Source organism: Streptococcus oralis (assembly GCF_001075875.1).
GTDB lineage: Bacteria > Bacillota > Bacilli > Lactobacillales > Streptococcaceae > Streptococcus > Streptococcus oralis_I.
Window position 1 is genome coordinate 16,085 of the sequence record NZ_JUOS01000075.1, and the last position, 13,307, is coordinate 29,391.

General features: G+C 39.7%; 9 protein-coding genes. 1 reads left to right on the plus strand and 8 read right to left on the minus strand.

Annotation, left to right across the window (positions count from 1 at the left end; genetic code table 11):
- Positions 1-6: 6 nt before the first annotated feature.
- From ADM33_RS04610 to ADM33_RS04630, 5 genes are all read right to left on the minus strand, one after another.
- The gene (locus ADM33_RS04610) at positions 7-3,093 is read right to left on the minus strand and encodes a DEAD/DEAH box helicase (protein WP_049503373.1); all 3,087 of its coding nucleotides are present in this window, start codon (positions 3,091-3,093) and stop codon (positions 7-9) included.
- Between the two features lie 92 nt (positions 3,094-3,185).
- On the minus strand, positions 3,186-4,352 hold the full coding sequence (locus ADM33_RS04615) for a MalY/PatB family protein (RefSeq protein ID WP_049503374.1): 1,167 nt from the start codon (positions 4,350-4,352) through the stop codon (positions 3,186-3,188).
- A 4-nt stretch (positions 4,353-4,356) separates the two neighbouring features.
- Positions 4,357-5,451 carry a cystathionine gamma-synthase gene (locus tag ADM33_RS04620; RefSeq protein ID WP_049503375.1) on the minus strand — a complete coding sequence of 365 codons (1,095 nt, stop codon included), beginning with the start codon at positions 5,449-5,451 and terminating at the stop codon, positions 4,357-4,359.
- 142 nt (positions 5,452-5,593) lie between these two features.
- On the minus strand, positions 5,594-7,552 hold the full coding sequence (locus tag ADM33_RS04625) for a peptide ABC transporter substrate-binding protein (protein WP_049503376.1): 1,959 nt from the start codon (positions 7,550-7,552) through the stop codon (positions 5,594-5,596).
- Between the two features lie 201 nt (positions 7,553-7,753).
- Positions 7,754-9,376 carry a putative polysaccharide biosynthesis protein gene (locus ADM33_RS04630; RefSeq protein ID WP_049503377.1) on the minus strand — a complete coding sequence of 541 codons (1,623 nt, stop codon included), beginning with the start codon at positions 9,374-9,376 and terminating at the stop codon, positions 7,754-7,756.
- Between the two features lie 103 nt (positions 9,377-9,479).
- Here ADM33_RS04630 and ADM33_RS04635 point away from each other — a divergent pair, with 103 nt between their 5' ends.
- Positions 9,480-10,925 (plus strand): UDP-N-acetylmuramoyl-L-alanyl-D-glutamate--L-lysine ligase, encoded by a 1,446-nt coding sequence (locus ADM33_RS04635; protein ID WP_049503378.1) that lies wholly within the window; start codon positions 9,480-9,482, stop codon positions 10,923-10,925.
- Between the two features lie 41 nt (positions 10,926-10,966).
- Here ADM33_RS04635 and ADM33_RS04640 read toward each other — a convergent pair whose 3' ends face one another.
- From ADM33_RS04640 to ADM33_RS04650, 3 genes are all read right to left on the minus strand, one after another.
- Complete coding sequence (locus ADM33_RS04640; protein ID WP_049503379.1) at positions 10,967-11,614, minus strand: DUF1803 domain-containing protein; 648 nt, start codon at positions 11,612-11,614, stop codon at positions 10,967-10,969.
- Positions 11,598-12,110 carry a YiiX/YebB-like N1pC/P60 family cysteine hydrolase gene (locus ADM33_RS04645; RefSeq protein WP_049503380.1) on the minus strand — a complete coding sequence of 171 codons (513 nt, stop codon included), beginning with the start codon at positions 12,108-12,110 and terminating at the stop codon, positions 11,598-11,600. Before ADM33_RS04645 ends, ADM33_RS04640 begins: the two co-directional genes overlap by 17 nt.
- Before the next feature lie 63 nt (positions 12,111-12,173).
- A complete protein-coding gene (locus tag ADM33_RS04650) occupies positions 12,174-13,109 on the minus strand; it encodes a manganese-dependent inorganic pyrophosphatase (protein WP_009731484.1) in 936 nt (311 codons plus the stop codon).
- Positions 13,110-13,307: the final 198 nt, after the last annotated feature.

The window sequence follows — 13,307 nt, forward strand, 5'->3', positions numbered from 1 at the left end:
ATAGGCTCATGAAATCCCTAAAATTTCTCGTATTTCAGCTAGACTCAGACTGCCACGAGACTCTGTTCCATCCAAGATTTCAGAAACAAGATTTTTCTTTTTCTCTTGTAATTCTTGAATCTTTTCTTCAATTGTACCTCGAGTCACAAGGCGATAAACTTCGACAGCCTGCTCTTGCCCCATACGATGGGCTCGACCGATAGCCTGAGATTCAACTGCAGGATTCCACCATAAGTCTACTAAAATGACTGTATCCGCACCAGTTAGATTGAGTCCAACCCCACCAGCTTTTAGAGAAATCAAGAATACATCGCGCTCTCCTTGGTTAAAAGCCTTGGTCATTTCCTGACGTTCTTGAGAAGGAGTTGAGCCCGTAATTTTAAAGGAAGTCAAGCCTAAGTCAGGTAGCTCTTGCTCAATCCGATCCAACATACCTCTAAATTGTGAGAAGATAAGTACACGGTGTCCACCTTCAGCAATCTGAACCAGCAAATCTCGTAAACTATCCAGCTTCCCGCTCTCTCCTTGGTAGTCCTCCATAAAGAGCGCAGGTGTATCACAAATCTGACGCAAACGCATGAGACCAGTCAAAATTTCGACGCGATTTCGTTGAAATTCCGAATCGCTTACCTGTCCCAGACGCTCCTGCATCTGTTGCAGCTGAGCAAGATAGATAGCTTTTTGTTGATCCTCCAGTTCATTCTTATAGACGACTTCAATCAAGTCAGGCAACTCTGTCAAAACCTCTTCTTTCTTGCGTCTCATGACAAAGGGTTTGATAAATTGAGCCACTCTTTCAGTTGATAGTTTCATAAACTCCTTCTTAGCAGGTAAGAGGCCTGGTAAGACAATCTGAAAAATCGACCAGAGTTCTCCCAGATGGTTTTCAATCGGTGTTCCTGATAGTGCAAAGACAGATGGAACCACAAATCGTCGCAAACTTTGAGCAATCTTCGTTTGTGCATTTTTCATGACTTGAGCTTCATCTAGAAAAAGAAAATCAAAAGATAGGTCTCGATAAATCTCACTATCTTGACGGAAAGTAGCATAGCTTGTCACATAAATCTGATGATTTTCTGCCAAAATTGACTCTCGATGAGATTTTAAGCCATGCACGACCACGACATCCAAATCTGGAGCAAACTTTTGAAATTCATCAGTCCAGTTATAGATTAAGCCAGACGGAGCAAGGATTAGGACACTAGTATCTGCTTGAACATGACTACTTAAAAAGGCGATGGTTTGCAAGGTCTTCCCAAGTCCCATATCATCTGCTAAAATCCCACCAAAGCCATAATGGTGAAGCATCTGAAGCCACTGAATTCCCTTTTTCTGATAGTCTCTAAGTTCTGCTTGGATATTCAGCTCTTTCATCGGAAAATCTTCTGGATGCGTCAAATCATGGGCCAGATTGCGAAATTCTTCGGTGAAAGAAATTTGATCCTGATCCTTAAATAGATGAGATAGGGTATAAGCTAGGGATTTACGAGCTCGAAAAGCTCCATCTTGTAGGTCCTCTATCCCTAATTCTTCTAAATCCTGACGGATACGCTTGGTCTGATCATCGAAATAGTAAACCTGATTCGAAGAGCTGATGTAATAATCCTGCTTCTCAACTAGCGCTTTCATCGCTCGATCGATTTCTTCTTGATCTATATTTTGAAAATCAAATTGAATTTCTAATAGGCTTCCCTTGGATGAGATGTGTACTTGAGGCTCCTGAACCTGATAGAGATCTTGCAAGCTCTCAGAAATCTTTAATTCTCCAAGCGCTTCAAAAGCTGGTAAAACCTCCTGAAAGAAGGTATGAACTGCATCAGCTTTCAAACTTTGACGCCATGAACGAAAATCTGCTTCAAATCCAGCAGATAGAGCCAACTGAAAGACTTGCTTCTCCAGTTGAATATCACTAGCAAATGGAAGACTCTCCAGTTCATTGCGATTTGTTACTAAGCAAGTTTCATACTGAAACTGCATATCCAAACGGATAGAACCGTCCTCTTCTCCTTCCATGTAGAAAGAAGGACGGAAAGACTGAATTTGAAGCGCATCAGGAGCTTTTACCTCTCCTATGTCTTTAAACTGCGACAAGGTCGAAGCTAAAAGATCTCGATCACTAGTATCAAATTGTAAAATCTTTCTACCACCTTTATCAATAGGGACTTTTTTTAATTTTTCTAAAAGGCTAGCTTGCTCCTTGGACAGAAGATAGAATGTACCTTTAGTAAACAAGACTTGTCCCTTATAAAACGAATTAAGCCCTACCTGTTGAACAATTTCCATCTCATAATAGTTGGATTTTTCTTCAATTTGAAAGGTAAATAAGCCTGCTTGACCATCAAAATCTTGAAATACAAGATGAGGGTAGCTTGAAATCTGATGGTCAAATTGGAATGCATCTAAGCCCATCAGCAGACTAACACCCTGCTCAAAAAAAGACAGCGGGAAATAGAGATGACGACCTTGATTTTGGAAAAAGAGGGCATTTTCAACCTCATCTTCTACAATTCCTTGAAGGAAATTCAGAACAAATTGGCTACTTTCATCAAACTGACGAATATTCAAGGAAGTTTCATATAACTTTCCAATCATATAGGGTTTACTAGTTTCTAACACCTTCAGAAAAAGGGGGATATCTCGAATTACATAAAATTTCTGCGTCTGGATAAGACCGACTCTCAAAGTCCAAATAATGCGATTAGTCCCTGCTTCAATCTGCCCCTGAGCAGACAACTGATAGATTTCAGAAAGACTAGGAATTTGAATGGATTCTAAAAACTTTCCTCCAAAAGTAACCTGAGTTTCAACTTCTTCTTTCTGTTCGTGCACATTTTCCAGATTTCCCAAGAGTTCCTGACCAATCGGATCATTTTTCAGGTAATGCTCTAGTGCTGCCAAATGCACACAAAACCCTCTTTTTTGGAAAAAATCACAAGCACAAAAAACCAAATCATCATCCAGGCTATAGCGAATTTCTTCATCTGCTACACGCGCATAGAGGCGATGGTCTTTCTCTTTGATAATTTCAATCTGACTAGTTTCGTAGAGTTGAGCTCCCTCCATTCGAAGCTTCCCTGGAATCAATTTAGCCATATTTTCCCCTTTACTTTATCTCTTAATTATACCACATTTCTTCTTACGAAAATAGCCTTCTAGGAGTACTTTTCTCCTAAAAGGCTAGCTTCTTAAATTTTAGCGAAAGTAGCAATGATTCGCTGGCAAACTTCTTCCAAGACAGATGTCGGCATGGCTACATTTAAGCGAGTATGGAGGGCTCCTTCTTCGCCAAAGTCCAAGCCTCTGTTCAGGATAACCTTGGCTTCGTCTCTTAAAAGGCTTCTTAATTCTTCATCACTAATATCGTAGGCTGAAAAATCAAGCCAAATGAGATAGGTCCCTTGAGGTTTCATGACCTTGATTTTCGTTTCTTTTCCAAACACATCGACGACATAATTGATGTGTTTCTCAATCAGTTCTTTGAGTTCTGTTAACCAATCTTCACCAGAGCGATAGGCTGCTTCTGTTGCCAAATATCCCAAACCTGAGATTTCATGTTGATTATTAGCCAGCTGGCGCTTTTGAAAAGCAAGTCTTAACTTAGGATTCTCGATGATAGCATAGGAATTCTTTGTTCCAGCAATGTTGAAGGTCTTGGTAGCACTGCTTAAAATCAGTGAAAATTCTTTAAAATCTTCATTTACCGTATTGAATGACTGGTGTTTATTTCCAAACAAGGCTAAATCTTGGTGAATCTCATCAGATACTAGCAAAACTCCATGTTTTTGACAAAGTTGTCCAATCTTCTCTAAGACTTCTTTTTCCCAAACACGTCCACCAGGATTATGAGGATTGCAAAGAACGTAAAGTTTTACATCCTCTTCAACAAAGTCTTTCTCTAATTGATCAAAGTCAATCTCAAAAAGTCCGTCTTTTTCTACTAGAGAGTTGGTGATTAGTCTACGATTATTGAGCTTAATACTGCGAGCAAAAGGAGGATATACTGGAGTGTTAATGAGTACTGCTTGGCCTTCCCTGGTAAAGGCTTGAATAGCTGTTGAAATGGCAGGTACTACTCCTTCGATGAAGACTAGGGCATCCTTATCAAAGCGATAACCATGGTGTTTTTCCTCCCAGTTTTGAACGGCTTCAATCAATCCATCACTAGCATAGGTATAGCCATAAACTAATTGCTCCGCATAGTCATGGACAGTCTGACGAATCTCAGGTAACACTTCAAAGTCCATATCAGCAATCCAGGCTGGTAATACTTCTCGGTCAGTCTCTGCTTCTTTCCACTTATAGGTATGATGTCCAAAACGATTGGGCAAGGTCGTAAAATCATATTTTCCCATAGTTTTATCCTTCCAAGGCTTGACGCAAGTCTTCAATCAAATCTCTCGCATCCTCAATACCAATAGACAAGCGCAAGAGGTCATCTGTCAATCCATAAGAATGGCGAACCTCTGCAGGAATGTCAGCATGGGTTTGAGTAGTTGGGTATGTAATCAGACTTTCTACCCCACCTAAACTTTCAGCAAAAGAAAATACTTTCAAAGTATTTAAGATATGAGGGATACGCTTCTCATCTGCTACTTTAAATGAAATCATTCCCCCACGACCTGTATACAAAACTTCTTTGACAGCAGGTGATTGTTCCAAAAAGGCTACGATTTCTTGAGCATTAGCTGTTGAGCGCTCCATACGAAGTGACAAGGTTTTAAGACCACGAATCAATTGATAACTATCAAATGGTGACAAAACAGCCCCTGTTGTGTTGAGATTGTAAAAGAGTTTTTCGTATAAATCCGCACTATCTGTCACAACCACACCAGCTAGAACATCATTATGACCTGCAAGGTATTTTGTTGCTGAATGAAGGACGATATCTGCCCCGTCTTCAATTGGACGTTGATAGATTGGACTGTAGAAGGTATTATCCACGACAACTTTAGCACCTTTTGCATGAGCTAATGTTGACAATTTTTCAATATCAAATTCCAACATCAAAGGGTTGGTTGGTGTTTCGATATAAAGTACATCCACATCCTTTTCTAGCTCGGCAATTAGCTCTTCTTCTGTGTTGGCATAGGTAAAGTGGAAACGTCCTTCCTGCTCCACTTGATTGAACCAACGGAAAGAACCACCGTAAAGGTCACGGACAGCCAAAACCTTGCTTCCTACTGGGAAGACACTAAAGGCCAACACAATCGCAGACATACCTGAACTAGTTGCTAGAGCATAGTGGGCTGATTCAATTGCTGCCAAAACTTCCTCTGCCTTGCTACGAGTTGGGTTTTTGGTGCGGGTATAGTCAAATCCAGTTGATTGACCAAATTCTGGGTGCTGATAAGTCGTTGAAAAGTGAATTGGTGTAACCAAAGCACCTGTTGCCTCATCAGATTTGATCCCTGCTTGTGCTAAAATTGTGTTGATGTGAAATGATTTACTCATACAATACCTCCAAATCTATAGTAACTATTGTACCACTTATTTTGTATCCTTCGTTTTCTTGTTTTCAAGAGCTAGTTATAGTTTCAAACTATATAAAAAACGATAACCTTTTCTAGAGTTATCGTTTTTTGGTTAAAAATCATTATTTAACGTGTTTAGCAAGATCTTCTTGGGCTTTTTTGTTAGATTCTTCTTTTTCTTTTAGCCATTTTTCTTTAGCTTTTTCATACTCAACAGCCGTTACAGTCTTATCTTGCAACTTGAGATATTTGTATGATTCGACACCCTTATTTCCTGCTTGTGAGAATGGCGATGAGAATGGAACTGTCTTTCTCAAGGTCGGTGTTCCACCTTGAGAAACGTTTGGAATAGCAAGAGCGCTATCAACGAGCCAAGCTTGAACTTCAGCATATTTTTCATAACGTTTTGCTGGTTCTTGCTCCTTGTTCGCTTCTTCTAGCATTTGAGTGTAAGTATCCAGACCAACTGCCTTAGCCTTGTCATTGACCTCACCTGGTTCTAGACCAATGTTTTGCAACATACCACCGTTATTGACATTTAGGATATCTAGATAGCTTGATGGATCCAAGTAGTCCGCACTCCAACCGCCATTATAGATATCAAAGTCTTTTTGAGCTGCAGTTTGAGCTAGGTAGCTAGAATTATCGAAGTCGTCTGTTGATAATTGTTGAATATCGATAACCACATTCTCAGCTCCTAGAACAGATTCGATGGATTGTTTCAAAGAGCTTGCTTCAAGTACACCTTTTTTAGCTGATTGGTCAACTGATACATCCAAGTGGATTGGGAATTGCACACCCTTAGCTTCCAATTCTTTCTTGGCTTCCGCAAATTTAGCCTTAGCTTTATCAGGATTGTAGTATGGGTCTTGTGCATCTGCAAAGTTGATTCCTTGCCATTCTTGGCCATAGTTGACCATCTTTTCTGAAACAACATCGCCAAAGTCTTTTCCGTTGATACTTACAAATGTTGGAGGTACAACTAGGTTACGAATAATCTTCGTTGCTCCGTCCTCCCCTTGAGATTGTGCTCCATAGGCTGTACGGTTGTATGCATAGTTGAAGGCTTGACGGAAGTTTTTATTCAGAACTGCTTCTTGGGTTGATTTCTTTTCGATATCTGAGGACTTAGACGTGAAGTTATAAGATTTTCTGTCCAAGTTGAAGTTCAAGTAATAAGAAGTTGCATTTTGCATACTATAGATGATGTTATCCTTGTTCTTCTCTTTAATTCCTTCAAAGCTTGAGCTATTTGGATAGAGACGCGCGTAGCTATAGACTCCTTCTACAAAGTTACGTGCTAGTGCATCTTGGTCACTACCATCATAATAGGCCAATTTCACATCATCCACAAAGACATTTTTTTCATCCCAGTAGTTGGGATTTTTCTTGAATTCGATAACAGATTTTGAAACAAAAGATTTCATTAAGAAAGGTCCATTGTACAAAATGCTAGAAGGTTCTACCTTACCAAAATCATCCCCTTTTGATTTCAGGAAGTCTGCATTGACAGGGAAGAGAATGGTTGATGTTGTTTTAGAATTCCAATAAGATTCTGGTCGTGTCAAAGTGTACTGAACTGTTTGGTCGTCAATCGCCTTAACACCGACAGTTGAAAAGTCAGTTGTTTTCCCGTTGATATAGTCATCCAAACCTGCTACAGAATCTTGAACCAGGTACAAAGCTTCGGATTTTTTATCAGCAGCATATTTCAAACCAGTTACAAAATCTTGGGCAGTTACTGGAGCATATTCTTCACCTTCAGAGGTATACCACTTAGCATCTTTACGAAGTTTATAAGTGTATGTCAAACCGTCCTGAGAAACAGTCCAATCTTCTGCCAAGGATGGAACGTAGTTACCGTATTGGTCATTTTCCATCAACCCATCTACCAAATTGGTAACGATGTCATTGGTTGTTGCACGGTTTTCTGCAAGATAGTTCAAACTAGACGGATCGCTAGAATAGACATAGTTGTATGTTTTAGTTGAACTAGCTGAGTTGCTACAAGCCGCCAATAGTAGACCGGCACTTAGGGCAAGGCCTGCCAGCGTCAGATATTTTGCCTTAGACTTTTTCATTTCCAGAACCTCCAAATTTAAATATTTGTATCATTATACAGCTATTGTTTTTTTTAGTCAAGCAATTTTATCTATTTTTTACCAAATTATAGATTTTTTTCTACTAATTTTATATTTTATCCTATTTTTTAAACAAAAAAATGAACAATTTAAACTTTTTCGGATAGAAAAGTTCAAATTATTCATTTTATTTATAAAGTATTATGATAATTTTAATCGTGCTCGTAGACGATCTGCTTGAGCCTGTCCAATAACCTTATCTAAGAGACGAGTATAGAGACTCATGAATCCGTAGAGACCACCACCGATTGTTCCGATTAGGGCGACATAGATAAAGCTCCAGAAACGTCCAGTTGGTTGGAAGACTAATCCAAGAATCCATTGTAAGAAGCCTACCAGGATAAACATGACAAGAGTTAAAATGATCACTAGGATGGTTCGTTTGAGGATAATTTTTCGATGAACTCCTGTAATCTGACAGATCTCGCGATACATTAAAACAATTGGAATGATAAGACCGATGGTCGTTGAAATGAGAGGACCATAGCTATGGAAAATCGCTATTGATGGTATTTGTAAGACGAGCTTGGCAATGGAACCGTAGAAAAAGTAAAGGATTGCCTTGCGGTTACGGAACATAGCTTGAAGCATTGGTGATAAGACCATGTACAAACCTAGGATTGTTGACTGCAAGACTGCAAAGACAAACAAGCCCATAGCCAAACTATCTGGCTTACCGTAAAAGACTGTATAGAGGGGTTCTCCTACCATGACTACTCCAACCGTTGCAGGTAAGAGGAATAGGAAAAGCATGGTGATACTATCTTGAATGAGACGAGAAGCTGCTGGTAAATCTCCCTTTACATAGTTCTCTGTCAAGAGAGGTAGCCCAACGCTACCAATCGAAACTCCTACCGAAATCAAAATCATGGTGATTTTATTAGGATTGGCAGAGAAGTAAGAAAACATGACAACCAAGTCTTCATTGCTGTAGTTGGTAAACCACTTCATGCTATTGATGAAGGTCATTTGGTCCAAGATTTGGAAGAGCTGAATAGCTGACCCTGTTATGATAAAAGGAATAGCTTCCTTAATCGTATCCATTAACAGGTGTTTGCTATCAATCTTATCTCGCGTTTCAAAAACTTTTTGAAGCATCCCTTCTTTAAAAAGGAAATAAAGTAAGACAGCAAAGCTGGCTACCATTCCCACAAAGGCCGCAAAGGTAGACTGGGTGACTGCTGACAGATAATCTCCTGAACCAAGTTTCATGATGATAAAGGTTGCTAAGAGCATCCAAATAACACGGATAACCTGCTCCGCAATTTGACTCATAGCATAAGGCTTGAGATTATTCATTCCTTGGAAAAAGCCACGGATAACACTCATAGATGGGAATATCAAGACAGCCCACGCTAGACTTTGCATAATTGGAATTAAGTCCTTACCGACACCAGAAAGATCTGCCAACCAAGGCGCAAAGAGATATAAAACCAAAGCAAAGACAAGACCGAGTCCAGTCATAAAGCCCAGGAAACTCCGAATCAGGGCAAAACTATGCTCTTCTTCTTGCATGGTGTTATACTTGGCAACTTGCTTAGCGACTGCCACAGGAATACCCGCTGTCGAAATCAACAAGAACCAAGCGTAGATATTGTAGCCCATGGTGAAAAGTCCATTTGCCTTAGCGGCATAAGTCCCCATCCAAATATACCAAGGGATGATGTAAATGGCCCCGAGCAGGCGACTGATAAAGTTACTAGCCGTTAGCCAGGCAGTTCCGCGTAACATCTGGGCCTGCTGATGATTATTTTCGTTAGACATAACTTCCTCATTCAATTTTAATAACGGAAATGTTCCTTATCTTCCATTATAAACTTTTCCTTGTTACTTGTAAAATTCAGACTTTCGGTTTACAATAGAAAGTATGATAAAGATTGAAACTATATTAGACATTTTAAAAAAGGATGGTCTCTTCCGTGAGATTATCGACCAAGGACATTACCACTATAACTACAGCGATGTTATTTTTGATAGCATTAGTTATGATAGCCGAACAACCAAAGAAAATACTCTATTTTTTGCCAAAGGAGCTGCCTTTAAAAAAGAATATCTGTTTTCAGCTATCTCACAAGGGCTTGGTTGGTACGTGGCTGAACAGGATTATGAAGTTGGTATTCCTGTTATTGTTGTTAACAATATCAAAAAGGCCATGAGTTTGATTGCCATGGAATTTTATGGCAACCCTCAGGAGAAACTTAAAATCCTTGCTTTCACTGGCACTAAAGGAAAAACAACAGCGGCTTACTTTGCCTACAACATCTTAAGTCAACAACATCGTCCAGCTATGTTGTCAACCATGAACACGACTTTGGACGGTAAGACTTTCTTTAAATCTGCTCTAACAACTCCTGAAAGCATTGATCTCTTTGATATGATGGCTCAAGCAGTTGATAATGGAAGAACCCACCTTATCATGGAAGTATCCAGCCAAGCTTATCTGGTAAATCGAGTGTATGGTTTAACTTTCGACGTGGGAGTTTTTCTCAACATCACACCAGACCATATTGGTCCTATTGAGCATCCGACCTTTGAAGATTATTTTTATCACAAGCGTCTCTTGATGAAAAATAGCCGAGCAGTTGTCATTAATAGCGATATGGACCACTTCTCTGTCTTAAAAGAGCAAGTTGAGAACCAAGAGCACGACTTCTACGGTAGCCAATCAAGTAACCAAATTGAAAACTCCAAAGCCTTTAGCTTCTCAGCTACTGGTAAATTAGCAGGAGATTATGACATCCAACTGATTGGACATTTCAACCAAGAGAATGCTGTTGCTGCAGGACTTGCCTGTCTTCGTTTAGGTGCTAGTCTAGATGACATTAAAAAAGGAATCGCTACAACTCGTGTTCCTGGTCGCATGGAAGTTCTCACACAGAAAAATGGCGCAAAAGTTTTCATTGACTACGCCCACAATGGTGACAGTCTTAAAAAACTAATCTCAGTTGTTGAAACACATCAGACTGGAAAGATTGCTCTAGTACTGGGATCAACAGGGAACAAGGGAGAAAGCCGTCGTAAGGACTTTGGACTTCTCCTCAATCAACATCCTGAAATCCAAGTCTTTCTAACAGCTGATGATCCAAACTACGAAGATCCGATGGCCATTGCAGATGAAATCAGTAGCTACATCAACCATCCTGTTGAAAAGATTGTCGATCGTGAGCAAGCCATTAAGGCTGCAATGTCTATTACAAGTCAAGAGCTGGATGCTGTGATTATCGCTGGTAAAGGAGCTGACTGCTACCAAATTATCCAAGGTAAGAAGGAAGACTATCCTGGAGATGCAGCCATCGCTGAACGTTATCTATAGTAAATTTAAAGAAGGCTAGGAAATTTCCTAGTCTTCTTCTATTATTTTATAAAGATGAGTCTTTCTTTATCAAATTCTACAGTCAACTCATATTTTCCATCTTCATTTTGAACGATGTAACCTAATAAGACTAAACTATCAACAAAGATATCACGTCGTTTCTGCATGAGTTGATTTTTCTTAAGAAACTTGAGCAAAAAAGTAGTCATATACTTAAGGGCATACTCAGGGTTGACATCTCCTAAAATTCCATAGAGCGCCTGCTGTTCTTCCGTCAAAGGATACTGATGCTTGACCTTATAAAAATAATTAGACAGTGTCATCTTTTCTCTTGCAAAATCGGTATATTCTTTTAAGATTGCTGCATTGGTTTGATTTCGCAATTCGGTCTGAAAATCTTTCTCCAGGATTTCTTGATAGATTGGGCTATCATCTCTCACAAAGACTTCTTGATCTAGTTCAAGAGATTCTGTAGATTCTAGAAAGGGAAGATTGAGATAATAGCGTTTATTTTCTCTCAAAATCAAACCCGCCTTAATGTACTCCTCCAAGAGCTTGTCAACTGCGACCTCTGGAAACTGAGCCTTGATTTCACGGAGGATAACATCATCATGCTGATCAAGATAGTCTACCAAATCTCTAAAGAATGGTTGTCGCGTCAAACGAGATGGATTAAAAATCTGAATCATGAAGATTCCTTTCTTTACAAACTAAAAGTGGTGATGCTGCTAATTGACTCGGGTTAGTGCCAAGCTGATTCAGAGGTACAGGAAGTCCCAAATCTCGATAATATTCTCTCCAGAAATCACTAATCTCCTTCGCCCCATCCCCAAACTTCATAGGAATAGTCTCAAAAATAGGGATAATTTCTGCTATATACTGGGAACAATAGAAACCATCTCTATCTGGATAAAAGGAAGCATTGTAGGGAGAACCTAAAAAGCTCTCTGCCAGCTTCTTGACTTCTTTGCTATCGATTTTCGGATAGCTATAGAGGTCATATACTTTCCCGTCTTCAAAGAAATCTTCAGGTAATTGTGCAATGACACCACCTTCAACCGTTGCATGATAAACCTGTCCGTCCAAAAAGATAGCCACGTGACTGTAGTTACCAGTAGATTCCTGGATGGCCTGTCCTATATCCGAATCATCTTTCACAAAAATCAAATTGCCATTTTCTAACATACTTCTCTCCTAGCAAAAAAGGAGCCGAAACTCCTTTTTAACAATGGGCTTTCCCATCTATGATTATGCATTAAAGCTTTCTGTCAATTGTGGTACCACTTGTTTCTTACGTGAAACAGCACCTGGAAGGAAAGCATGGTTGTTTTCAAGTTTGAAGTTGAAAGCTGCTTCTACTTTGTCCATATTAGCACCAAGTGCAAGAATTTCAGAGTTTGAGTTGACGATGTCTGTAATCATCAAGACAAAGTCAGAGTATCCGTTAGCTGCATTTGCGGCTTGGATGGCTGCTTCGATTTCAGCTTGGCGTTCCAATACTTCAGCAATATCAACTGTATTCACTTGGGCAACACGTACGTTGTTACCGTTCAATTCAAAAGTCTTTGCATCAATGTCGATCAATTCTTCTGCTGACTTGCTTGCCAAATTTGTACCAGCCTTGAGCATTGCAAGACCGTATTCTTCCAAGTTCACACCAGCTAATTCAGCCAATTCAGGCGCAATCACCTTATCAGATGGGTGTGTTGTTGGAGATTTCAAAAGAAGGGTATCTGAAATCAAACCTGAAAGCATCAAACCTGCAATTTCTTTTGGAACAGCTACGCCATGCTCTTTGAACATGCGGTAAACGATAGATGATGCTGATCCAACTGGTTCCAAACGCATGTATAGTGGGCTTGCAGTTTCAAAGTTAGCCACACGGTGGTGGTCCACAACACCATAAACTTCTACTTCAGCAATATCTGAAACTGATTGTTGGAATTCATTGTGGTCAGTCAAAATGACTTGTTCTGCACCTTCTGCTTTAGCTGATGTGATAACGCGCGGTGCTTCCACACCAAAATAGTTCAATACGAAAGCTGTTTCTTCATTTGGAGTTCCAAGAGCCACCGCTTCTGTATCCAATCCATAAGCCTCTTTTGCAAGATAGGCAAAGGCTACAGATGAACCAATAGCATCTGAATCTGGATTTTGGTGACCAAATACTAGAATCTTAGACATGATAATACCTCGTTTCTTTATTCACTCTATTGTAGCATTTTTTTCAATTTTTGACAAAAGTAAGAGGAGTCAAAGAACTCCCCTCTACTCTTCAAAATGACTGATACTCTTCGAAAATCTCTTCAAACCACGTCAGCTTCGCCTTGGATTATATATGTGACTGACTTCGTCAGTCTTATCTACAACCTCAAAGCAGTG

Excerpts from the sequence above, each read along its gene's own strand:
- ADM33_RS04610 (WP_049503373.1), bottom strand. The coding sequence starts at position 3,093 with ATGGCTAAATTGATTCCAGGGAAGCTTCGAATGGAGGGAGCTCAACTC.
- ADM33_RS04650 (WP_009731484.1), bottom strand. The coding sequence starts at position 13,109 with ATGTCTAAGATTCTAGTATTTGGTCACCAAAATCCAGATTCAGATGCT.
- ADM33_RS04615 (WP_049503374.1), bottom strand. The coding sequence starts at position 4,352 with ATGGGAAAATATGATTTTACGACCTTGCCCAATCGTTTTGGACATCAT.
- ADM33_RS04625 (WP_049503376.1), bottom strand. The coding sequence starts at position 7,552 with ATGAAAAAGTCTAAGGCAAAATATCTGACGCTGGCAGGCCTTGCCCTA.
- ADM33_RS04635 (WP_049503378.1), top strand. The coding sequence starts at position 9,480 with ATGATAAAGATTGAAACTATATTAGACATTTTAAAAAAGGATGGTCTC.
- ADM33_RS04645 (WP_049503380.1), bottom strand. The coding sequence starts at position 12,110 with ATGTTAGAAAATGGCAATTTGATTTTTGTGAAAGATGATTCGGATATA.
- ADM33_RS04630 (WP_049503377.1), bottom strand. The coding sequence starts at position 9,376 with ATGTCTAACGAAAATAATCATCAGCAGGCCCAGATGTTACGCGGAACT.
- ADM33_RS04640 (WP_049503379.1), bottom strand. The coding sequence starts at position 11,614 with ATGATTCAGATTTTTAATCCATCTCGTTTGACGCGACAACCATTCTTT.
- ADM33_RS04620 (WP_049503375.1), bottom strand. The coding sequence starts at position 5,451 with ATGAGTAAATCATTTCACATCAACACAATTTTAGCACAAGCAGGGATC.